This is a genomic window from Allobosea sp. UC22_33, assembly GCF_042700715.1.
GTDB lineage: Bacteria > Pseudomonadota > Alphaproteobacteria > Rhizobiales > Beijerinckiaceae > Allobosea.
This window is the reverse complement of sequence record NZ_CP170556.1, coordinates 3,621,392-3,643,851: the sequence shown is the minus strand read 5'-3', so window position 1 is coordinate 3,643,851 and position 22,460 is coordinate 3,621,392. Positions and strand designations below refer to the sequence as shown.

Below are 22,460 nucleotides of genomic sequence, written 5' to 3'. Positions count from 1 at the left end.
GCTGAGAGTGTTCACTTGACGATGATCCTGCCGGTCATGCCGGCTTCCCGGTGACCGGGGATCAGGCAGGAGAAATCGAACTCGCCCGCCTTGGTGAAGGCCCAGACGATCTCGCCGGTCTTCTTCGGCGCGAGCCGCTTTGCGTTCGGGTCGTCATGCTCCATGTCGGGGTTCTTCTGCATCTCGACGGCGTGCTTGAGGTTCTCCGCCAGCGTCGCCAGCACGAGCTCATGGTCGAGCTCGCCGTTGTTGCGGAGCTGGAAGCGGATCTGCTCGCCGCGGCGGATTTCGATCCGGTCCGGGATGAACGACATCTTGCCGTCCCGTTCGGCCATCACGACCTGGACGATCCGGGCCGGCTTCTTCGGGTCGCCGGCCTTGCCATAGGCGGTCTCGTCGCCATGGCCGTGTCCGGCGGCGCCGGGGCCCGCGAGCGCTACCCCGGCAGAGAGGAAGACCGCGATCGCGGCGAGCTTGAATGCTGCTGTGCTCATGAGATTCTCCTGATCCCGGAACGGCATGTCAGTGGTTGGAATGCGGTTTCTTGGTCGCGGGGCGGGGCTTGCCGTCCGGCCCGAGGTTCGGCTTGCGCGGGTCCTTAGCGCGCCATTCGGCTGCCTTGACGCCGCTCTCGGGCGGTGCCGCGCGCGGCGCTTCGCCGAGTTTCGTGCCCTTGAGCTCGTAGGCGACGGTTCCCTCTGGATGCTTGAACCAGCCGGGGTCCTTGTAGTCAGTCTTCGCCAGGCCATCGCGGACCTTCACCACTGAGAACATGCCGCCCATCTCGACCGGGCCGAACTGGGCGAAGCCGGTCATCATCGGCAGGGTATTGTCCGGGAGCGGCATCTCCATCGCGCCCATCTCGCCCATGCCGTTCGAGCCCATCGGCATGTAGCCGGGCGCGATCCTGGCGATGCGCTTGGCCAGGTCCTTCTTGTCGACGCCGATGTAGTTTTTCACCGAGTGGCCCATGGCATTCATGGTGTGGTGCGACTTGTGGCAGTGGATCGCCCAGTCGCCCGGCTCGTCGGCGACGAAGTCGAAGGCGCGCATCTGGCCGACGGCGACGTCGACCGAGACCTCGTCCCAGGCCGCCGCCGGGTCGACCCAGCCGCCATCGGTGCAGGAGACCTTGAATTCGTAGCCGTGCATGTGGATCGGGTGATTGGTCATGGTCAGGTTGCCGAAGCGGATCCGGACCTTGTCGTTCAGGCCGACGACGAAGGGGTCGATGCCCGGAAACACGCGGCTGTTCCAGCACCACATGTTGAACTCGGTCATCTCGGCGACGCGCGGCACATAGGAGCCGGGCTCGATATCGAAGGCGTTGAGCAGGAAGACGAAGTCGCGGTCGACGCGGCGGAAGGCCGGGTCCTTCGGGTGGACCACGAAGAAGCCCATCATGCCCATCGCCATCTGGACCATCTCGTCCGAATGCGGATGGTACATGAAGGTGCCGGAGCGCCGCAGCAGGAACTCGTAGACGAAGGTCTTGCCGGAGGGGATATGCGGCTGCGTCAGCCCCCCGACGCCGTCCATGCCGTTGGGCAGGCGCTGGCCGTGCCAGTGCACGGCCGTGCTCTCGGGCAGCTTGTTGGTGACATAGATGCGAACCTTGTCGCCCTCGACCGCCTCGATCGTCGGCCCCGGCGACTGGCCGTTATAGCCCCAGAGATAGGCCTTCATGCCGGGCGCCAGCTCGCGCACCACCGGCTCGGCGACGAGATGGAACTCCTTCCAGTCGCCGTTCATCCGCCAGGGCAGCGACCAGCCGTTGAGCGTGGCGACCGGCTGGTAGTCCGGCCCCGTGGTCGGCACGAGCGGGGCCTGCGTTGCAGCCTCGGTCATGGTCGGCGCCTCCGGCACGGCGGCGAAGGCGGTGCGGCCCGAGACCGCCGCGGCGCCGGCCAGAGCCAGCCCGGACGAGCCGATGAAGCCTCTGCGGGAAAGGGATGTCATATCCGTCAGCTCCTTCAGTGGCCGGCGCCGCCGGCTTCGCCGCCGCCGCCCGCAGCCACGGTGGCCGACCCGTCACCTCCGCTGCCGCCGCCGATCAGCGCGTGCTTGAAATCGGTATGGGCGATCCAGAAATCGCGGCGGGCATTGATCGCGGCCACGTTGGAGAGGATGCGGCCGCGGGCATCCGCGATCAGGTCGGTCACGTCGTTGAGCATGCCGCTGTACTGCAGCAGCGACTGCTCCTGGATGATCTTGCGCAGCGGCAGGACGTTGGTCTGGTACTGGCGCGTGATGTCGTAATGGGCGCGGTAGGCGGTATAGGCCTCGCGGGCTTCCGAGCGGATGTTGACCGCCTTCTCCGCCAGCCTGTTGGCGGCCTGCATGTAGGTCTGCTCGGCGAGCGCGACCTTGGACTGGCCGAAATCGTAGATCGGGATGTCGATCTCGAGTTCCAGCGTCCGGCTGCGGCTGGCTTCGCGCTCGACATGGCCGTGGTCGTTGATGCTGCGGCTGCGGTCATAGGTGCGCCGGCCGAGCAGGTCGATGTCGTTGACGAAGCGCGTCGCCTGGGTGAGGCCGAGCGATTTGGCGAGCGTGTCGAGTTCGGCCCGCGCGATCCGGAGATCGACGCGCTTGCGCAAGGCCTCGGCCTCGATCGCCTTGACCGATTGCAGGCGCGGCAAGGGCGGGAGGCTGCCGACGCGGAATGTCAGGTCGTCGCCCCAGAGGCCGAGCTGGCGAATGAGCCGCTCGCGCTCCTGGCGCTGCTGCTGGCGGGCCTGCGCGAGCTGCACGGTGAGTTCGGCCTCGAAGGCGAATTCGCGGGCCTGGTCGATCTTGTTGACGCCGCCGGATTCGCCGAGCCGCTTGAGCAGTTCGGATGCCGCATCGGCGGAGCTTTTGGCCTCCTGATAGAACGCGACCTGCGCGTTGGCGGCGGCTGCGCGATAGTACTGGCGGCGGGTATCGGCCGCGAGCTTCAGCACCGCCTCGGCTGTCCGCATCTGCGCCGTCTGGAAGCGGTCGCGGGCAATCGCGGCCCGTGCCGGCAGGGTCGCGAGCGCCAGCAGGCTGCCGACGATCTGGCGCTCGATCTCGGCCTCGAAGCGGCCGGAGAGCTTGGAGATGCCGAGGCGCGGATTGGGCGGCAGGCTCGCCGCAACCATCTGCGCCTCCGCCATGCCAAGCTCGTTGAAGGCGGCCTGCAAACCGCGATTGTTGAGCAGCGCGACCTGCACCGCCGCATCCGCGGTCAACGGCTTGCGCAGGAGCTGGTCGACGCGCGCCTTGGCGGTCAGAGCCGTCTGGTCGTCACCGATCTTGGTCACGTCCTTGCCGATATCGGCATAGGTTGCGTTCTGGATCGCGCCCATGCCGGCATCAGTGGAGAACCCGGCGCAGCCACCCAGCAATGCGGTGGCGCCGGCAAGAAGCCAGAGGCGCAGAAATCGGCCGGTGCGGCTCATGGTGGGAGCAGTCGAAGCCGGTCTTTCAAGAGAGGCAGGCAAGGGCGAGGCAGGGCGATGGAATGGCTTGGTCATGATTTCGGCCCGACCCGGCGGTTGAGTTCGCGCCAGTCCTTGGGCTCAGCCGGACGGTAGGTGGCGGCGCCGGCCGTGACGCTGCCATAGGTGACGGCAGGGACACGGGCATTCGGATCAGCCGGCCGGGCCAGATGGTCTGGAAGGGCGGAGACCGTGCAGGCACCGAGTGCCAGACCGATCGCCCCCAGGAACGGCAGCTTCACCAAGCTCACGACTCACGGCTCCCCTGTTGCGGTGGAGCAGGGGTAGCAACGCCGATCCGCGGGCGTCCGTTACAAATTGTTTCAAAGCGATGCGGGCCGCCGGGTCGCGGGCGCGCTATGGTTCGGTTCGCACAGAAGAGGAGAGCCGGCGCTCGCACGGCATCATGATGTCAGGGAACGCAGCACACGAGACGGATCAGGCGCCTGTCGCGCCGACCAACGACGATCACGGCCATATCCTGGTGGTGGATGACGATCCGCAGATCAGGCTTCTGGTCGCGCGCTTCCTGCAGCGGCACGGCTATCAGGTGACCGGCGCGCCGGATGGCCGGGCCATGATGGAGGCGCTGGCGCATAGCGCCATCGACCTGATCGTCCTCGACCTGATGCTGCCCGGCCGCTCGGGCGTCGAGCTCTGCCGCGATCTGCGCGCGACCTCCCATGTTCCGATCGTGATGCTGACCGCGCGCAGCGAGGAGAGCGACCGTATCGTCGGTCTCGAAGGCGGGGCGGACGACTATGTCACCAAGCCGTTCAGCCCGCGCGAATTGCTCGCACGCATCCGGGCCCTGCTGCGTCGGGCGCGGGCGGGGCAGGGCGCGGTGGTCTCGCAGGCGAGCGCGCTCGTAACCTTCGACGGCTGGCGCATGGACCTCAGGCGCCGGGAGTTGCAATCGCCGGCCGGGACCTTGATCGATCTCTCGACCGGTGAGTTCGACCTGCTCGTCGCCTTCGTCGAGCATGCCAACCGGGTATTGTCGCGTGAGGCGCTGATGCAGTTCGCCAAGGCGCGGATGAGCGACGATCCGTTCGACCGGACGATCGACGTCCAGATCAGCCGCCTGCGCCGCAAGCTCGAGGCCGATGCCAGCGGCGGCCAATTGATCAAGACGGTGCGGGGCGCGGGCTACCTGTTCGCTTCCACGGTCGGACATCACGAAGGACTGACCGCTTGACGAGGCTGCCCGGACGCTTCTGGCCCGATACGGTGGCAAGTCGCGCGATCCTGATCCTGGTCGCGGCGCTGCTCGCCTTCCATCTGCTCGGCTACTGGGCCTTCCGCGTCGGCGTGGAAAGCTTCGCTTCGGCCGGGCGCGACGGCAGCCTCGCCGAGCGCATCGTCTCGATCAAGCGCGCCATCGCCAGCATCCCGGACGGGACGGAGCGGGACCGCGTCGCGCATGACCTGTCGAGCGCGAGCCTCGAAGTCCACTGGAGCAAGGTCAGCCTCATCCTCGGCAACGTGCCGGCGACGGAGCGGACGCGCCAGATGGAAGCGCACTTGCAGCAATTCGCGCCCGATCTCGCGGCCGAGTCCTTTCGCGTCGGGCTCGCCGATGACGGCGGGGCCGCAACCGACCGGCACCTGCTGCTGGTCTCGATCCGGCTCGAGGATGGCAGCTGGGTCAATTTCTCGTCGTCGGCACTCGGCGCCGCCCAGCATCTCGACTGGAACCTGACCGCGATCATGATCTGCTTCGCCGTCGGGATCGTCGTCGTCGCGCTGCTGCTGCTGCGTTGGGCGACCCGGCCGCTGCGCGACCTCGCACTCGCCGCGGAGCGCTTCAGCCTCGATCAGGTGCCACAGCCCCTGCCGGAAGATGGCCCGGCCGAGGTCCGCCGTGCCGCGCGGGCCTTCAACACCATGCGCGAGCGCATCCAGCGCCTCGTCGCCGAGCGCATGCAGGCGATGGCCGCGGTGTCGCATGATCTGCGCACGCCGATCACCCGCCTGCGATTGCGCTCCGAACTGCTCGACGACGACGCGACGCGGCGCCTGATCGATGCCGATCTCGGCGAGATGGAGGAGATGATCGATTCGACGCTGGAATATCTGCGCGGCGGCGTCTCGAGCGAGGCGGTTCGGCCAATCGATCTCGCCTCGGTCGTCGAGACCATCGTCGACGAGCATCTCGACCAGGGGCACAAGGTCAACCTGTCGGGCCTGAATTCGGCCCCGATCCTCGGCCGCGTCCTGCCGCTGAAGCGGGCCTTCTCGAACGTCATCGGCAATGCGGTGAAATACGGGGGATCGGCCGCGGTCGGCATCGCCGCGGTCGATGGTCAGGTCGTGGTGACGATCGAGGACGAGGGACCGGGAATAGCGCCGGACGACAGGGAGCGCGTCTTCCTCCCCTTCGTGCGGCTGGAGGAATCGCGCGGCCGCGAGACCGGGGGCTCCGGGCTCGGCCTCACCATCGCCCGGGCCGTCGTCAGGTCGCATGAGGGCAGCGTCACGCTGGAGAACCGGGCAGAAGGCGGGCTTCGCGTCACGATCTCCCTGCCGCGGCTCGATCGACCGGCGGCGGAAAGAAGTGCTGGCGGGGAGGGCTGATCCGCTATTGGATCATCTCATCGGCCGGCGACCCGGCACCGACCATCGCGAGAACTCCGATCGATGAAGATCCGGCAGATCGAAATCTTCCGTGCCGTCATGGGCGGCGGTTCCACCACCGCCGGCGCCGTCACGCTCGGCCTGTCGCAATCGGCGGTCAGCCGGCAGCTGACGCAGCTTGAGGAGGAGCTCGGTTTCGAGCTGTTCGAGCGCAGCAATGGCCGCCTGCTGCCGCGGCCGGAAGCCTTCGCGCTGATGGACGAGGTCGGAGAGCTCGCCTCGCTCGTCGCGCGATTGAAACGCTACACCGAGGACCTGCGGGCCGGGACCGTCGGCCAGCGTTTCCTCAAGGTGGCCGTGCCGCATTCCTTCATCGCGACGGTGATGCCGGAAGTGATCGAGACCTATCTGGCGGAGCGCCATGACGCCTCGGTCGAGCTGATCGGGGGGCATTACGACGCGATCGAGCAGATGGTGCTGGCGCGCGTCGCCGATCTCGGCTTCGTCAGCCTGCCGCCGCGCAACAAGGGTTTCGAGGCCCGCGAGATCGTGCGCTCGGAGTCGGTCTGCATCATGCCGGCCGGCCATCCGCTGGCTGACCGGCCCAATCTCGTACCGCGCGACCTGTCGGGACATCAGCTGATCATGCTGGGTCGCCAGCGGCCGGCGCGCCTCGCCTTCGAGCGGCAGCTGCGGCGGGCGGGCGTCTTCCCGATCGTGCGCATCGAGGTCCATTCGGTCGAGGCCACCTGCGGGCTCGTCGCCCGCGGTCTTGGCGTCGCCGTGGTGCCCGAGCTCATCGCCGGGCTCTACCGGCACCTGCCAATCGCGCAGCGCCCGTTCAGCCCCTGCATCCACGGCGCCTACGGCATCGTCACGCTCAAGGGCGCGCCGATGTCGCGCTCGGCGGAAGCCTTCACCGAGATCCTGAAGACCCGGCTGGAGGCGCAGGCCAGCACATAGCCCGATGCGCTTTGCGCATAAGGTTGCGGAGGCTTCCGGTGCCGCTCATGGTCGGCATGACAGGTGAACGGCGATCACGCCGCCCTGCCAATGCCGGGAGCCATCGATGACCGTCTTCGTCATTCGACGATTGATGCAGAGCCTGCTGGTGCTGGCGGCGACCGCCGTCATCGTCTTCGTCGGGGTCTATGCCATCGGCGACCCCGCGGAGATGCTGATCGCGCCCGACGCCACCCCGGCCGAACGGGCGCAGGTCGAAGCCTCGCTCGGCCTCGACAAGCCGTTGCCGGTGCAGTTCCTCGCCTTCCTCGGGAATGCGCTCAAGGGCGATCTCGGCCGCTCCTTCGTCTTCAACCAGCCCTCGATCTCGCTGATCCTGGAGCGCCTGCCGGCGACGCTGGAACTCGCGCTGGTCGCGATCCTGATCTCGCTCGTCATCGGCATCCCGCTCGGCCTGATCGCCGGCCTGAAGCCGCGCTCCGTTGTGGACGAGACCATCATGACCGGCTCGATCCTGGGCTTCAGCCTGCCGAATTTCTGGCAGGGCATGATGCTGGTGATGATCTTCTCGGTCTGGCTCGGCTGGCTGCCCTCCAGCGGGCGCGGGCCGACCGGGCAGATCTTCGGCATCGAGACCAGCTTCGCCTCCTGGGAGGGCATCCGCCACCTGATCCTCCCGGCGACCAACCTCGCTTTGTTCAAGCTCTCGCTCGTCATCCGGCTGACGCGGACCGGCGTGCGCGAGACCATGCCGCTCGATTTCGTCAGGTTCGCCCGCGCCAAGGGCTTGACCGAGCGCCGGGTCGTGCTGGTGCATGTGCTGAAGACGATCATGATCCCGCTCGTCACCGTGATCGGCATGGAGATCGGCTCGCTGATCGCCTTCGGCGTCGTTACCGAAACGATCTTCGCCTGGCCCGGCATCGGCAAGCTCCTGATCGACTCGATCATGCGGCTCGACCGGCCGGTGGTGGTCGCCTACCTGCTCGTCGTCGTCAGCCTGTTCATCGTGCTCAACTTCGCGGTCGACGTGCTCTACTCGATCCTCGATCCACGCATCCGGCTGGGGCGCAACTGATGGCTCTCGCGAAACCAGCCTTGTTCGCGGCCTTGCGCCCCGATGCCGACAGCCTGCTGGCGCGCTCGCTCGCCGGCATCCTGAAGAGCCCGAAGGCGACGATCGCCGCCGTCGTCTGCATCCTGCTCATCCTGACCGCGATGTTCGGCCCGGCGCTGGCTCCGCAGGACCCTTACGACCTCTCGACGCTCGACATCATGGACTCCAAGCTGCCGCCGGGCGCGGAGAGCATGAGCGGCGCCCGCTACTGGTTCGGCACCGACGTGCAGGGCCGCGACATGCTCTCGGCCATGATCTACGGCCTCAGGACCTCGCTCTTCGTCGGCGTCCTCGCCGGCCTCGTCGCGCTCGTCGTCGGCACCGTGCTCGGCCTCTCGGCTGCCTATTTCGGCGGGCGCGTCGACAGCGTGATCATGCGGCTGGTCGACCTGATGCTGGGTTTCCCGACCCTGCTCGTCGCCTTGATGCTGCTCGCCATCCTCGGGCAGGGCGTCGGCAAGGTCATCTTCGCGCTGGTGCTGGTGCAATGGGCGATGTTCGCCCGCGCCGTCCGCGCCGCAGCCCTGGTCGAGAAGGGCAAGGACTATATCGAGGCGGCCAGGATGCTCGGCCTGTCGCGACCGCGCATGCTCTTCGGCCATCTCCTGCCGAACTGCCTCTCGCCCTTGATCGTCATCGGCACGCTCCAGGTCGCGAACGCGATCTCGGCCGAGGCGACGCTGTCCTTCCTCGGCATCGGCCTGCCGATCACCCAGCCCTCGCTCGGCCTGCTGATCGCCAATGGCTATCAGGTCCTGCTCGCCGGCCAGTACTGGATCAGCGTCTATCCCGGACTCCTGCTGCTCACCCTCGTCTTCAGCATCAACATCGTCGGCGACCGGCTGCGCGAAGTGCTGAACCCCCGTCTCGCGGAGCGCTGAGCCATGGCCCCGGTGCTCTCCGTCGAGAATCTCGAAACCCAGTTCGCCAGTTCCGCGGGCCTCGTCCGCGCCGTGGACGGTGTCTCCTTCAGCGTCGACCGCGGCGAAATCCTCGGGCTTGTCGGCGAGTCCGGCTCGGGCAAATCGATCACCGGCTTCTCGATCCTGGGGCTGATCGAGCCGCCCGGACGGGTCGCGGGCGGGCGCATCCTGTTCCAGGGCGAGGACCTCGTCGGGCTCCCGACCGAGCGGCTCAGGCGCCTGCGCGGCAAGAAGATCGCGATGATCTTCCAGGACCCGATGATGACGCTCAATCCGGTGCTCTCGATCGAGACGCAGATGGTCGAGGCCGTGCTCGCCCATGACGCGGTCTCGCGGGAGGAGGCGCGCAAGCGCTCCCGCGACGCGCTCGGTCTCGTCGGCATTCCCTCGCCGGAGGAGCGTCTCAAGGCCTATCCGCACCAGTTCTCGGGCGGCATGCGCCAGCGCGTCGCCATCGCGATCGCGCTGCTGCACCGGCCCGACCTGATCATCGCCGACGAGCCGACGACCGCGCTCGACGTCACCATCCAGGGGCAGATCCTGTTCGAGGTGCGGCGGCTGGCGAGCGAGTTCGGCATGGCGCTGATCTGGATCAGCCATGATCTCGGCGTCGTCGCGAGCCTCGCCGACCGGATCGCCGTGATGTATGCCGGCCGCATCGTCGAGACCGGCGCCACCGATGACGTGCTCGACCGGCCGGCCCATCCCTATACGCGCGGCCTGATGGAGGCGCTGCCCGCCAATGCGGCGCGCGGCGAGCGGCTGCATCCGATCCCCGGCCTCTCGCCTTCGCCCTTGGCACGGCCCGCCGGATGCGCCTTCCGGACGCGCTGCTTCGCGGCGAGCGAAATCTGCCGGGAGGAGCCCGTCCTTCAGGGCGCGAGTCACAGCTTCCGCTGCCACCACCCCCTTCTGCCCGGAGTCGCAGCATGACCGGAGCCCTGATCGAAGGACGCGGCCTGGTCCGACGCTTTTCCCGCGGGCTCGATGCCGCGGAGAAACTCGCCCGCGCGCTTGGCGCGAACATCTCCGAGGAAACCGTCCATGCCGTCGAAGGCGTCGACATCGCCATCCGGCAGGGCGAGGTGCTTGGCCTCGTCGGCGAATCCGGCTGCGGCAAGTCCACGCTCGGCCGGCTGCTCGCGGGTTTGCTGCCGCTGACGGAGGGCACCTTGCTTTGGCAGGGCAAGGATGTCGCCTCGCTCTCGCGTAGCGAGGCGCTGGAGATGCGCCTTGCCGTGCAGGTGATCTTCCAGGACCCGATGTCCTCGCTCAATCCGCGCAAGCGCGTCGTCGATCTCGTCGGCGAGGCGCCGCGGGTGCATGGCCTCGTCCGGGCCGGGGAGGTCGACGACTATGTGGCGGAATTGCTCGAGAAGGTCGGGCTCGATCCCTCCTATCGCAAGCGCTACCCGCATCAGTTCTCCGGGGGCCAGCGCCAGCGCATCGGCATCGCCCGGGCGCTCGCGGTCAAGCCGCGATTGATCGTCTGCGACGAGTCGGTCTCGGCGTTGGACGTCTCGATCCAGGCTCAGGTCATCAACCTGTTCATGGATCTGCGCGAGGAGCTCGGCCTGACCTATCTCTTCATCAGCCACGATCTCAGCGTGGTGAAGCATATCAGCGACCGGGTCGCGATCATGTATCTCGGCCGCGTGGTCGAGACCGCGCCGGCCGATGCCTTCTTCGCCGCGCCGAACCACCCCTATACCGCGGCCCTGCTGCGCGAATTGCCCTCGGTGAAGGAGCGCCGGCGCGCCTTCACGCCGATCCGCGGCGAAATTCCCTCGCCGCTGCATCCGCCCTCCGGCTGCGCCTTCCATCCGCGCTGCCCGCGCATCTTCACGCCCTGCGCCCAGGCACGGCCAGTTCTCGAACCGATCGCTGAGGGGCATCTCAGCGCCTGCCACCTGAACCAGAATGCCGCCGTGCCGCTCCCGGTCGGCACGAGCGCCTGAAGAGGAGACATCGCATGACCTCCAAGCTTCGCACGACCGCCAAGCCCCGCCTCACCGCGCTCCTGCCCCTGCTCGCCAGCGTCACCTGGCTCGGCAGCGCGGGCTTCGCCCAGGCCGCCGATCTCATCATCGGCACGGCGAGCGAGCCCTCGGCGATGGACCCGCTGTTCTCCCGCACCGGGCCGAACCAGAACATCGCCATGCAGATCTTCGACCGGCTGGTCGAGACCGACGCGCATCTGCGCATGCAGCCCGCCCTCGCCGAGAGCTGGTCGGCGGTCGAGCCGACGACATGGCGGATCAACCTGCGCAAGGATGCCCGTTTCCAGAACGGCAAGCCGGTCACCGCCGACGATGTCGCCTTCTCGCTGGAGCGCGCCCGCAACGTTCCGAACAGCCCGGCGCCGTTCTCCAACAACGTCTCGGGCGTGACCTCGGCGAAGGCGATCGACGCGACGACGCTGGAGGTGAAGACCGAGGTGCCGACGCCCGACCTGATGGAGCGGGTCGGCTTCGTCTACATCCTCGAGCGCGCCTCCGCCGAGGGCAAGTCGCTGCAGGACTACAACAAGGGCGACGGGCTCGTCGGCTCCGGCCCCTACAAGTTCAAGGAATGGGTGCCGGGCGACCGCGTCATCCTCACGCGCAACGAGGGCTATTGGGGGCCGAAGCCCGCCTTCGAGACGGTGACGATCCGCTTCATCGCTAATGACGCCGCCCGCGTCGCGGCGCTGCGCTCGGGCGCGGTCGACCTGATCGACGGCGTGCCGCCGGCCGACCTGCCGGTGCTGGAGAAGACGGCGGGGCTCAAGGTCCATGTCATCCCTTCGGCCCGGCTGATCTATCTCGCGCTCGACACGGCACGCGAGGAGAGCCCCTTCGTCACCGACAAGGACGGCAAGCCGCTGAAGCCCAATCCGCTGCAGGACCTGCGGGTGCGGCAGGCGCTGGCCAAGCTGATCAACGTGCCGGCGATCGTCGAGCGGCTGCTCAACGGTGCCGGCGTGCCGGCCGGCCAGCTCGTGCCCGAGGGCGTCGCCGGCTTCGATCCCTCGCTGAAGCCCGTCGCCAACGATCTCGCCGGCGCCAAGGCCCTGCTGCAGCAGGCCGGGCTGAAGGACGGTTTCGGCATCACCATCCATTCCTCGAACGACCGTTTCGCCGGCGACAAGGATATCGCGCAGGCGATCGGCCAGATGTTCTCGCGCGGCGGCATCAAGGTGAACGGCGTGATGACGCAGCCCTATAACGTCTATGCCAGCGCCGCGAGCCGGCAGAGCTTCTCCGCCTTCATCTTCTCGCTGGGCACGACGACGCCGACCGCGGGGCCGGGCATGCGCAACCTGTTCATGACCGCCGATTCCAAGGCCGGCACCGGCGGCTTTAACCGTGCGCGCTATTCCAACCCGGCCTTCGACAAGGCGCTGGCCGAGGCGCTGACGCAGTTCGACGAGGCCAAGCGCATCGCCGGCATCCAGGCGGCGTCGAAGATGGTCTTCGGCGACCTGCCGGTGATCCCGCTCTACTGGCAGAAGATCGCCTGGGCCTCGAAGGCCAACATCACCTACGAGGCGAACATGGCCGAGGACACCACGGCGGCGCGGGCGGGGCTGGCCAAGTGAACGCGCCATCGATGAAGACCACTGCCCCGGAGGGCAGCGATGACGTCGTCACGCTGAAGGACGTCATGGTGACGATGCGCGACGGCGTGCGGCTCGCCACGGATATCTATCTGCCCGCACGGGACGGGCAGGCCCTTCCCGGTCCCTTCCCCGTCGTGATGGAGCGCACGCCCTATGGCAAGGCGGAGCTCTCTCGCTCCGAGATCGGCCGCGGCGAGGCCAAGCCGATGGCCCGCACCCAGGTCGCGGCTCATTTCGTTCGGGCCGGCTATGCCGTGGTGTATCAGGATTGCCGCGGCCGCTACGGCTCGGAGGGCGAATTCGTCAAATACGTCTCCGATGCCGAGGATGGCTACGACACCTGCGCCTGGATCGTCGCGCAGCCCTGGTGCAACGGCCGGATCGGCACGATGGGCCTGTCCTATGCCGCCCATACCCAGGCGGCGCTGGCCTCGCTGACGCCGCCCGGCCTCGCCTGCATGATCCTCGATTCCGGCGGCTTCTCGAACGCCTTCTCGTGCGGCATCCGTCAGGGCGGTGCCTTCGAGCTCAAGCAGGCGACCTGGGCCTATAACCGGGCGCAGGAAAGCCCGGATGCTGTCGCCGACCCCGTCGTCGCGGCCGGGCTCGCCGCGGAGGACCTGCATGCTTGGTTCCGCGTCATGCCGTGGAGCGAGGGACGCTCGCCGGTGCGCTGGGTGCCGGAATACGAGACCTATCTGCTCGACCAGTGGCGCGCCGGCACCTTCGGCCCGGAATGGAAACGGCCGGGCCTGTGGCTGGAGGGCTTCTACGACGCCGTGCCGGACATCCCGATCCTGTTGATGTCGAGCTGGTACGACGTCTACGTGAAGACGACCTTCGACAATTTCGCAGGACTCGGCGCTTCGGGCCGGCGGCATCTCAACGTCATCATGGGGGCCGGCCTGCACGGCAACCGCCAGTCAACCTTCGCCGGCGACACGTCCTTCGGCGAGGCCGCGCCCTTCGACGGCAATGTCGGCACGAGCTGGCTCGATTTCCGCAAGCGCTGGTTCGATCGCTGGCTCAGGGACGAGCCCAACGGGCTTGAAGCCGATCCGACTCTGCGCCTGTTCCTGATGGGCGGCGGCTCGGGCGAGAAGGATGCCGATGGGCGCCTCGTCCAGGGCGGACGCTGGATCGAGACCTCGCACTGGCCGCTGCCCGGCACGGATCAGCAAGCCTGGTATATTCACGCCAATGGTCGGCTCTCGCGCGATGCGCCGGCTCCCGACGCTGCGCCGCTGACCTATGATTTCGACCCGGCCGACCCGGTGCCCACCATCGGCGGCGCGCTGACCAGCGGCCAGCCGATTTTCGAGGGCGGCGGCTTCGACCAGCGCGAGGGACCGCGCTTCTTCGGTTCGCGCGATGCCGGCATGCCCCTGATCGCGCGGCGCGACGTGCTCGCCTTCGAAAGCCTGCCGCTGGAAGAGGACATGGCGGTGATCGGGCCGATCACGGTCGAGCTCTGGGTCGCCTCCGATGCGCCCGACACGGATTTCACCGCCAAGCTGGTCGACATGCATCCTCCGTCCGCGGACTATCCCACGGGCTTCGCGCTCAACCTGACGGATGGCATCTTCCGCTGCCGCTATCGCAAGTCCTGGGAGAAGCCGGAGCCGATCGAGCCGGAGGTGCCGTTCCGGATCACGATCGAGCCCTTCGCGACGGCGACGCTGTTCAAGGCCGGGCACCGGATCAGGCTCGACATCTCGTCGTCGAACTTTCCGAAATTCGACGTGAACCCCAATACGTTCGATCCGGAAGGGCAGGGGCGTACGCGGCAGGTCGCGCGCAACACGGTGTTCTGCGACGGCGCGCGCGCGTCCCGGATCGTCATTCCGGTCGTGCCGCTGGCTTCGCTGTCGGGTTTGGCAAGCTGCGCGGGCTGACCCGGTCCCGCCCCTCCTCCTGCATCTCAATGGCCCGCCGCGTCGCCGAACCGGCGGGCCATTTGCACTCTGTCAGAGGCGGCAGAACGGAGCGGGTCGATGATCCGCAAGAGTGGCCGCGGTCCGCGAATGCGTCTGCGGCGCCAGCGAGCGCCGCAGGCAATGCGTCTCACACGATCTGGGGCGTGCAATGATCCGCCGTGGCGAAGAACTTGCGGCCTTCGGCCAGCAATTGCGGGTCGGTGACCTCCGCCAGGGTCTCGACTCCTGCGACGCGTGAGAAGACGCCCGGCGCGTGCTCTTTCAGATAGGCCACGAATTCAGCCTTGGCGGTAGAAGGGCCGGTGAGCAGGATGACCGTCGCCCCTTCGCATGCCTTCGCGACGTCACGATAGAATGCCGGGTCTGTCCGGATATGCGTTCCTGACGCGCTGCCGGCCTTCACGTGGAGGTGGCGCGGTCCGTGATCGGGATGAACCGTCTTCGTCTCCGCTTCCATGCTGTTGAAGTGGATGATGCGCGCCTGCGCATGATCGAGCCAGACGACGGCATGATAATGGGATGTCATGGTTTGGTCCTCTTGGTCGGCGGGGAGTTCAGACCGAGATCCTCGCTCCCCTCCGGTCGAATGCGTTTCGGCTCTTTGGCGTGTCAGTGCGACAGCAGAGCGCAGCATTCCGGGTGGTGAAGCAGGGTGCGCGTAACGCCGCCGAAAGCCCATTCCCGGACACGGCTGTGACCATAAGCGCCTGCCACCAGCACGCCGGCGCCCTTGTCTCGGACGATATCGCCCAGGCGCGTCGCATCGTCTTCTTTCGTCGCTTCGGCAAGGGCCGCGGCCGTGATGCCGTGCCGCTCGAGCCAACGGGTAACCTCGGCGAGGCGGTCGCGCGCCGTCGGCAGATCAGCCGTTGCAGCCAATTCGACGACGGTGACGCGGCCTGCCTTCTTCAATAGCGGAAGGGCATCGCTGATGGCGCGCCGCGATTCCCGTGTATCCTTCCAGCCGACCACCACATGGTCCAAATTGATGCCGACGACGGAGGCGGGAACGACCAGGACCGGTCGCCCCGCCGACATGACGAGATCGGCGATGCTGACCTGGCGCGATCCGTCGAGCATCGAGCCGGCCTGCTCGGGTGCTGTGATGATCAGGTCCGCTGCGCGCGATTGCTCTGCGATATAATCGGCGGGCCAGGCGAACCCGACGGACGAACGCCAGGTCAGATGCGGTGCGCGTCCTTCCAGGGTTTTGCGGAATTCCGCCTCCGCGTCCGTCGTCTCCTGTTCCAGTTCATCGCGGCACTCTTGGATCAGCGCGCCTGACGTGTAGCCGTCGCCATATGGGATCGTCGCCGGCTCGCAGGCACTGACGCCGACAACATCGGCTTTGAACAGCTCGGCGAAGTCGGCCGCAGCCTTCAGGAGAGCCGCGTTCGAGACGCCGACCTGCAGATGAAGCAGCATGGTTGAGTAGGTCATGAGCGGTCCTCGTAAGCGAGAGGGTCTTTGCGGAGCGATGGCCGAGCATCATCGCAGCGTTGACGGATGCGTGGGCTAAGCCGGAGGGAATGCCAGTCAGCAGCCCCAGACGTCGCAGCCGCCTCGTAGATAAGGCGGCGGGCTGCCATAAAAGCCCGTGTCATAGGGGGAGCCCCGGGGCGCGTAGTACCCGGACCCGCCATAGTATCCGCGCTGGTCATAGCGGGCGGACCCCTCATCGGCGACGATCGCGGCGCCTACCAGTCCTGCGGTCGCGGCGGCCAGCGCGGGCGATGGAGGCCCGCAGAATAGCGCTGCCTGCGCCGAGTGGTTGTGATCCAGGGCAGAAGCCAAGCTAGCTCCGCACGACGTCGCGCCGTCAGGGGTGGATTCTACCTAATCGCGCGTGAAACCTCTGACGCCTTGCGCCTTGTGCCGTGCGCCAGACGATGGACGCGGCTCTCCGAAAATGCGGTTGCGATTGTATCACGACCGGACTGATCTCAATCGCCAGTACACAGATACCCTAAAAGCCGCTGGAGCTGCCGGTAATTGCAGAGACAGATTTCCAGAGTAGCTCTGCAGCGTTTCCATAATTCAATTCCGGGCCAACTATGGAAGCGTAAGCAGTCGTGGATCAATCAGGACCGCCAAGCGCCGACGGCGAGCTAGCGCCAGAAGCAGAAGTTGCGACCCTGCCCGGAGGCGGACATTCTCGATCGAGGCTTGGCTCGCGCGCTATCGGCCCCTAGCCGACGTCGGCCAGTTGAGAGGCTGGGCCAAGCCGATAATCGCATTGGTTGAGTAACGGGAGGCGGGAGGAATCACTGGCGCCGGTTCTTGGCGTAGAAGTTGCCGTAAGATAGAGTCTTGCCATGCTCCGGCCCTTCTACCTCGACCACCCGGATATGCTTCATATCGAGGCAATTGTGCTTGACGCGCAGCCTGGTGCTGTCCTCATCAAACGCTCACCGGTGTTTCCTGGCGGTGGTGGCCAGCTTGCCGATCGCGCCATGCTGACGTGGTCGGGCGGCACGGCGCCCATCCTCGGCACGTCCTCCGGTCCAACTGGCGTGTGGCATCGCTTCGATGGGGACGCCGCGCCGTACGGCCTTATCCGGATCGATGTCGACCGGTCGTTCCGCAACCTCATGTGCGAACTGCACACGCTCGCGCATATGCTCAATGCTCTCGTCTACACCCGCTTTGGTGGTGCGCTCCTGACGGGCGCACAGCTCAGCGCCGACGGCTCGTTCCGCGTCGACTTTGACCTGCCCGGTGCTGATAGCGAGAGGCTGCGGGCGCTTGAAGGAGCCCTAAACGACGTCATCGCTTCAGATCTCCCGGTGATGGCCGGCTTCATGCTCTATGAGAAGGCCAAGGAGATCGATGGCATGTTTCGCAGCAAGAGCGTTGCACCGCCTCCGAGCGAGGATGGCACCGTGCGCATCGTTGAGATTGCTGGCCTCGATCGGCAGGCTTGTGGTGGAACGCATCTCGCTTCGACTGGCCAGGCGCGCCCTGCGCGTATCGTCAAGATAGACAACAAGGGACGCCAGAACCGACGCATCAAGGTGGCCGTGTGACCCCACCGAGGCCGAAGCGGCTCCTGGCCTTACGGTTTGTGTGGACAGGGTCATTCACGTGCCGACACTGCATCACGGCTTCGGCGTCGCCACCGTCATCGGCAACTCAAGCAAGCTCTCGGCGGTGTGGGCCAGAAGCGCCATGAGCCGACATTCAGGCCTTGACGAAAACCGGACATTCGTCGGGCTTTGTTGGCTACGCTCCCTTCACCGCCGGTTTGTCCTGGCCGCCCACTGTAATGCCAATGAGCACGTCAAAGGCACCTAGAACGGCGACAGCAGTCAACCAGGAGCCCCTGGTGGCGGACGCGGCGACCGCGGTAGTAGGGGCGCTATCGAACGACATCGGCTAGGTAGCCATGAATCTGGGCTACCACTGCTGCTCCCTCTCCGACGGCGGCGGCGACGCGCTTAGTCGATCCTGCCCTCACGTCGCCGATTGCAAAGACACCAGCCTTGTCGGTTTCCAGCGTTCGCAGGACTTCTCCGGCTATCGCGGTATCCCGAGTCAGGCCCGTTCCCGTCTTCACGAAGCCACCATGATCGACGCCGACGCAGTTCGCCAGCCAGTCGGTGTTTGGTTCGGCCCCAATGAACAAGAATAGGTGTCGCAGCGTGCGATGATGTGTGGCTTGAGTCGTGCGGTTACCGAATGTGGCGCCCGTCAGACCAAGCTGTTTGCTTCCCTCGAGAGAAAGCACTTCCGTCTCCGGGTGGATCTCGACATTTGGTAACGCTGCAATCCGATCGATCAGATACCGCGACATTGTCGCTTCGAGATCGCGACGGCGGATCACCAGGTGAAGGCGTTTCACCTTGGGGGCCAAGTATACCACCGCCTGCCCGGCAGAGTTCCCACCGCCGACCAACGCAACCTCTTCACCTTCGCAAAGGCGCGCTTCGACAGGCGAGGCCCAGTAGGAGACGCCATTTCCTTCGAACGCGTCGAGGTTTGCGATGTCCGGCCGGCGATACCTCGCGCCCGCAGCTATCACAACTGTCCTGGCCTGGATGCCAATGCCGTTCGAGAGGGACAGTCGTTTGATCTCGCTGTCGTGGCAATCGAGCTCGGTTACGGCCAGGGGAATAGCGATCTCGGCGCCAAATTTCTGAGCTTGATTATAGGCACGTCCGGCAAGGGCCTGGCCTGATATGCCGGTCGGAAAGCCTAGGTAGTTCTCGATCCGTGCCGAGGCGCCAGCTTGGCCCCCAAAGGCGCGCTGATCGAGCACTAGAACGCTCAAGCCCTCCGATGCCGCATAGACGGCCGCGGCCAACCCGGCCGGCCCGGCCCCGACGATGGCAGTGTCGTAGATCTTGGTCGGATCGAGCTCGGGCGTCATTCCGAGGCAGACCCCGGCTTCCGCATTGCTGGGGTGCTTCAAGACAGTGCCGATGGGGCAGATCATCAGGGGAAGATCGTCTGAATGCAGCCCCAGCCGCTCTACGATGACGTGCCTGTCGCCGCCGTCTTCCGCGTCGATCGTGGTGTAGGGATAGCCGTTGCGGGACAGGAACCCCTGCAAGCGCACGAGCTCGCTCTCCCCCGTTCGTCCGATCAGCACCGATCCGGCCGAACCCCCTTCGATCAGCCCAACCCGGCGCAGGATGAGCGCGCGCATGACGATTTCGCCGAGATCGGCCGAACCGATGATCAGAGCCCGTAGGTGCGCCGCATCCAGTGGCAGCGCCAGACACCCCTCTGCCCCCGCCTTGCCTGCGGCCAATGAGCCACGCCCCGCAAGCTGGCTGACTTCACCCGTAAATTGTCCGATGCCGTGAACAGTGATGGGATTCTCGCGCCCGAGGCCATTGCGGCGCACGACTTCGATCGCGCCGTCCAGAACCATCCATACCGGTGCATGGTGGTCGCCGACGTCAAAGATCAATTCGTACGGTTGAAACCGGCGCGCGGGCCCGCTGGCAAACCTCCTGAACGTTGCAATCTGTTCCGCAACGAGCACCGGGAACATCTGGTGGCCGCGTGTCTCGATCAGGCTCATCTTAAATTCCGATCGATCATGTGAGGAATGCAGGCCGGCGTCGACATGTAGGCCGACAAGACTTGCGCTCAGTGTGGGATGGAACCAGACAGTATGAAGCGCGCCCGATGCGGAAGCGTCATTGCAACATCACGAGGCAAACCGAGATTCGTTGCAAGCACGTCAACCGGGTTGGCGGCGAGCCAGGCTGAGAGGTCGTTCGCCTTATAATGCCCATTGTTGAACCCTACGAGGACGCGCAACACAGTCGATCCGGTGTTGCGGATGTAATGCCCGGCGCCCATTGGAGCATAGCCAATGTCGCCAGCCTCGAACTGCTCGGTCACGACCTGTCCTTCGGCGAGGAAGACCGCCATCTCGGCGTTGCCCTCAAGGTAATACTGCCATTCGTCCGCGTTCGGATGCCAGTGCAGCTCCCGCATCGCGCCCGGCTCGATCTCGAGGATGGAGCCGGCCATGCCCTTCGAGATCGGAAACTCCTCGACGGTGACGGTGCGCTGCGTCCCGCCGCCCGGCACGCGCCTTGGTTGCTGGGCCAGCAGCGGGTAGCGATGCGGCGTCGTCAAAGCAGCCGTCGCGCGCGGCTCGGCGTCGGTCGAACGGTCGTCGGGCACGGGTCCTTGGGCAAAATAGGCCTCGCCGGCCGGGAGCTGGGCGATCTGTTCGCGGCTCAGACCGAGATTCTGCGCCAGCACCTCCGGCGATGTGCGGGAAAGCCAGTCGGTGACGCTGAAGGTATGATCCTCGGAGAAGTCGCCATTGTCGAAGATCAGAATGAAATGGCATTCGCCGGGACCGAGACCCTGGATGGAGTGGCCCCAGCCGCGTGGAAAATACCAGACGTCGCCGGGGCCGAACGTGTCGGTCGCCGACGAGCCGTCCGGGTGCAAGACCGTGGTGCGGCATTGGCCGGATACGACATAGGCCCATTCGGCGGCATTGGCATGCCAGTGCAGTTCGCGCATCGAGCCCGGTGCGAGCCTCATCGAAACGCCTGCGATGCCGACGCTGGCCGGGAACTGCTTCACGGAGGCGCCGCGCGTGATGCCGCCTGAGCCGGTGCGGGGTGTGGCCTGTTCGAGCCGGTAGCGGAAGGACATCGTGGAATCGGTCATGGTCGTCTCCATTGGCCGGGTGGCAAGGGGGCTTAGCGATGCGTTGCGGCGCGCGGGCGGATGGCGTCCCGGGCGGCTTGCTTCAGGGCGGAGACGAGGCTGTCGACATCGCGCTCGCCATCGTACCGAAGCCCGTTGATGAACAGGCTAGGCGTCCCGTTCACGCCGCTGCGAATGCCGCCCGTGAAATCCTCCTTGACCTTCCGGTCGAAGCGGCCATCGAGGCCTTGCGTGACGACGTCGGTATCGAGACCGAGGCGAAGGCCATAGGCGTAGAGGTCGGCGTCGCGCAAAGCGGTCTGGTTCTCGTAGAGCATGTCATGTGCCTGCCAGAACTTGCCGAGCCCGGCGGCGGTCTCCGCGAATTCGGCGGCGCGCAGTGCATGGGGATGCATTTCGGCGAGCGGGAAGTTGCGGAAGACGAAGCGCAGCTGGTCGCCCATGGCGCGCTGCACCGCCTTGAGGATCGGATAGGCCTCGCCGCAATAGGGGCATTCGTAGTCGCCATATTCGACGAGGGTGACGACGGCCTGCGCCTGGCCCTGGACATGGTCCTGGCTGCCGACGGGGATCGCGAGACGGGTCATGACGCAGTTCCTTCGGAGGGCGCCGCGGCGCCGAGATTGTCGAGTGCCTCGAGGATGCCGTCGGCGCCGGGGTTGATGCCGAGCGGCGAGACGAAGCTCCAGCGGATGATGCCCGCCCCGTCGATGACGAAGAGGGCGCGCTCGCTGATGCCCTCCTTGTCGCGGTAGACGCCGAAGCTGCGGGCGACCGCACCCTTCGGCTCGAAATCGGAGAGCAGCGGAAAGTGCAGCTTGCGCTCGCCGGCAAAGGCCGCGTGGCACCACACGCCGTCCACCGAGACGCCGACGAGTTGGGCGCCGGCCTTGTGGAATTCGGGCAGGATCTCGTTGTAGAGCGCCATCTGGTCGCCGCAGACCGGGCTCCAGTCGGCCGGGTAGAAGGCGAGGATCACCGGCTTGCCGCGCAGGTCATCGAGCGAGACCGTCTGGTCAGGCGTCGCCGGCAGCGTGAAGGCCGGGGCGGCCCTGCCCGCAGGCAGGGCCGTCGGCGAATGCGTTTCGGACATGGTCATTCTCCTCCGATCGGAACAGGTTTGAGCGCGCTCAGCGCTCTTGCCGTGTCGTTTCGTAGAGAAACCAGCTCCGCCGCTCGGCATCATCGATCCAGACCTCGATCAGGCTGGTCGAGGCGACGTCGTTATGGGCCTCGCAGACACCGTGAGCCGCGCGCAGGAAGCCGGTCAGGCTGCGGTTGTCGTCGGCAAGCTCCGCCAGCATGTCCTGGGGGGTGACATAGTCCGCGTCATTGTCGAGCAAACGCTGGATTCGGCCGATATGGCCGATCGAGCGGAGCGTCGAGCCGCCGACCTTGCGGACGCGCTCGGCCAGCGCATCGGTGGTAGCGAAGATCTGATCGCCCTGCTCGTCGAGCATCAGGTGATAGTCGCGGAAATGCGGGCCGGACATGTGCCAGTGGAAGTTCTTGGTCTTGAGATAGAGCGCGAACATGTCGGCGAGAACGCCGGTCAGCGCGGCAGCGATGTCGGTCGTGGCGTTCGCGCCGAGATCGGTCGGGGTGCGCAAGGCGGCGTCGCGCTTGGCATGGATGGACAGGTCGTTCATGGCAGCTCTCCGGGTTGGCTTCGAGGAGCCTGTCTCCCCGATGTCCTGACCCTAGGTCGCCGCCGCCCCCGCCTGAATCGGACGA

At 66.5% G+C, this 22,460-nt stretch carries 21 protein-coding genes; 10 read left to right on the top strand and 11 right to left on the bottom strand.

Translation table 11 applies throughout. The features are described 5' to 3' along the window. Positions 1–11: 11 nt before the first annotated feature. The 4 genes from ACFJGT_RS17770 to ACFJGT_RS17755 form a co-directional block, all read right to left on the bottom strand. Positions 12–494, bottom strand: coding sequence for a plastocyanin/azurin family copper-binding protein (locus tag ACFJGT_RS17770; protein ID WP_377840321.1), 483 nt, complete (start codon positions 492–494; stop codon positions 12–14). 28 nt (positions 495–522) lie between these two features. Next, positions 523–1,959: a multicopper oxidase family protein gene (locus tag ACFJGT_RS17765; protein ID WP_377840319.1), complete on the bottom strand. Its 1,437-nt coding sequence runs from the start codon at positions 1,957–1,959 to the stop codon at positions 523–525. A 14-nt stretch (positions 1,960–1,973) separates the two neighbouring features. Beyond that, positions 1,974–3,425: a TolC family protein gene (locus ACFJGT_RS17760; protein WP_377840316.1), complete on the bottom strand. Its 1,452-nt coding sequence runs from the start codon at positions 3,423–3,425 to the stop codon at positions 1,974–1,976. A 71-nt stretch (positions 3,426–3,496) separates the two neighbouring features. Then, positions 3,497–3,715, bottom strand: coding sequence for a hypothetical protein (locus tag ACFJGT_RS17755; RefSeq protein WP_377840313.1), 219 nt, complete (start codon positions 3,713–3,715; stop codon positions 3,497–3,499). Positions 3,716–3,870: 155 nt separating this feature from the next. On the opposite strand from ACFJGT_RS17755, the gene ACFJGT_RS17750 reads away from it, so the two are divergent. From ACFJGT_RS17750 to ACFJGT_RS17710, 9 genes are all read left to right on the top strand, one after another. Beyond that, on the top strand, positions 3,871–4,662 hold the full coding sequence (locus ACFJGT_RS17750) for a response regulator (RefSeq protein ID WP_377840310.1): 792 nt from the start codon (positions 3,871–3,873) through the stop codon (positions 4,660–4,662). Further along, positions 4,659–6,041, top strand: coding sequence for an ATP-binding protein (locus ACFJGT_RS17745; protein WP_377840308.1), 1,383 nt, complete (start codon positions 4,659–4,661; stop codon positions 6,039–6,041). The genes ACFJGT_RS17750 and ACFJGT_RS17745 overlap by 4 nt, the downstream gene beginning before the upstream one ends. 63 nt (positions 6,042–6,104) lie before the next feature. Beyond that, positions 6,105–7,004 carry a LysR substrate-binding domain-containing protein gene (locus ACFJGT_RS17740; RefSeq protein WP_377840306.1) on the top strand — a complete coding sequence of 300 codons (900 nt, stop codon included), beginning with the start codon at positions 6,105–6,107 and terminating at the stop codon, positions 7,002–7,004. Positions 7,005–7,110: 106 nt separating this feature from the next. After that, a complete protein-coding gene (locus ACFJGT_RS17735) occupies positions 7,111–8,082 on the top strand; it encodes an ABC transporter permease (RefSeq protein ID WP_377840304.1) in 972 nt (323 codons plus the stop codon). Beyond that, positions 8,082–9,002 carry an ABC transporter permease gene (locus ACFJGT_RS17730; protein WP_377840301.1) on the top strand — a complete coding sequence of 307 codons (921 nt, stop codon included), beginning with the start codon at positions 8,082–8,084 and terminating at the stop codon, positions 9,000–9,002. Before ACFJGT_RS17735 ends, ACFJGT_RS17730 begins: the two co-directional genes overlap by 1 nt. A gap of 3 nt (positions 9,003–9,005) precedes the next feature. Further along, positions 9,006–9,977 carry an ABC transporter ATP-binding protein gene (locus ACFJGT_RS17725; protein ID WP_377840298.1) on the top strand — a complete coding sequence of 324 codons (972 nt, stop codon included), beginning with the start codon at positions 9,006–9,008 and terminating at the stop codon, positions 9,975–9,977. After that, positions 9,974–11,002: an ABC transporter ATP-binding protein gene (locus tag ACFJGT_RS17720; RefSeq protein WP_377840295.1), complete on the top strand. Its 1,029-nt coding sequence runs from the start codon at positions 9,974–9,976 to the stop codon at positions 11,000–11,002. The genes ACFJGT_RS17725 and ACFJGT_RS17720 overlap by 4 nt, the downstream gene beginning before the upstream one ends. 14 nt (positions 11,003–11,016) lie before the next feature. Further along, positions 11,017–12,624 carry an ABC transporter substrate-binding protein gene (locus tag ACFJGT_RS17715; protein WP_377840293.1) on the top strand — a complete coding sequence of 536 codons (1,608 nt, stop codon included), beginning with the start codon at positions 11,017–11,019 and terminating at the stop codon, positions 12,622–12,624. 11 nt (positions 12,625–12,635) lie between these two features. After that, positions 12,636–14,540 (top strand): CocE/NonD family hydrolase, encoded by a 1,905-nt coding sequence (locus ACFJGT_RS17710; RefSeq protein ID WP_377840289.1) that lies wholly within the window; start codon positions 12,636–12,638, stop codon positions 14,538–14,540. Between the two features lie 169 nt (positions 14,541–14,709). Here the strand turns inward: ACFJGT_RS17710 and ACFJGT_RS17705 are convergent, their stop codons facing one another. Continuing rightward, a complete protein-coding gene (locus ACFJGT_RS17705) occupies positions 14,710–15,216 on the bottom strand; it encodes a translational machinery protein (RefSeq protein ID WP_377840287.1) in 507 nt (168 codons plus the stop codon). Then, positions 15,192–16,022 carry a universal stress protein gene (locus tag ACFJGT_RS17700; protein WP_377840285.1) on the bottom strand — a complete coding sequence of 277 codons (831 nt, stop codon included), beginning with the start codon at positions 16,020–16,022 and terminating at the stop codon, positions 15,192–15,194. The genes ACFJGT_RS17705 and ACFJGT_RS17700 overlap by 25 nt, the downstream gene beginning before the upstream one ends. 875 nt (positions 16,023–16,897) lie before the next feature. Between ACFJGT_RS17700 and ACFJGT_RS17695 the strand changes: the two genes are divergently transcribed. Continuing rightward, a complete protein-coding gene (locus ACFJGT_RS17695) occupies positions 16,898–17,608 on the top strand; it encodes an alanyl-tRNA editing protein (protein WP_377840281.1) in 711 nt (236 codons plus the stop codon). Between the two features lie 332 nt (positions 17,609–17,940). Here ACFJGT_RS17695 and ACFJGT_RS17690 read toward each other — a convergent pair whose 3' ends face one another. From ACFJGT_RS17690 to ACFJGT_RS17670, 5 genes are all read right to left on the bottom strand, one after another. Then, a complete protein-coding gene (locus ACFJGT_RS17690) occupies positions 17,941–19,611 on the bottom strand; it encodes an FAD-dependent oxidoreductase (RefSeq protein ID WP_377840279.1) in 1,671 nt (556 codons plus the stop codon). Positions 19,612–19,679: 68 nt separating this feature from the next. Further along, complete coding sequence (locus tag ACFJGT_RS17685; protein WP_377840275.1) at positions 19,680–20,726, bottom strand: cupin domain-containing protein; 1,047 nt, start codon at positions 20,724–20,726, stop codon at positions 19,680–19,682. Positions 20,727–20,758: 32 nt separating this feature from the next. Next, entirely contained in the window at positions 20,759–21,313 is a 555-nt protein-coding gene (locus ACFJGT_RS17680; protein ID WP_377840273.1) for a DsbA family protein, read from the bottom strand. After that, positions 21,310–21,819 carry a peroxiredoxin gene (locus tag ACFJGT_RS17675; protein ID WP_377840269.1) on the bottom strand — a complete coding sequence of 170 codons (510 nt, stop codon included), beginning with the start codon at positions 21,817–21,819 and terminating at the stop codon, positions 21,310–21,312. The genes ACFJGT_RS17680 and ACFJGT_RS17675 overlap by 4 nt, the downstream gene beginning before the upstream one ends. 37 nt (positions 21,820–21,856) lie before the next feature. Beyond that, positions 21,857–22,375, bottom strand: coding sequence for a Dps family protein (locus ACFJGT_RS17670; RefSeq protein ID WP_377840266.1), 519 nt, complete (start codon positions 22,373–22,375; stop codon positions 21,857–21,859). Between the last annotated feature and the right edge of the window lie 85 nt (positions 22,376–22,460).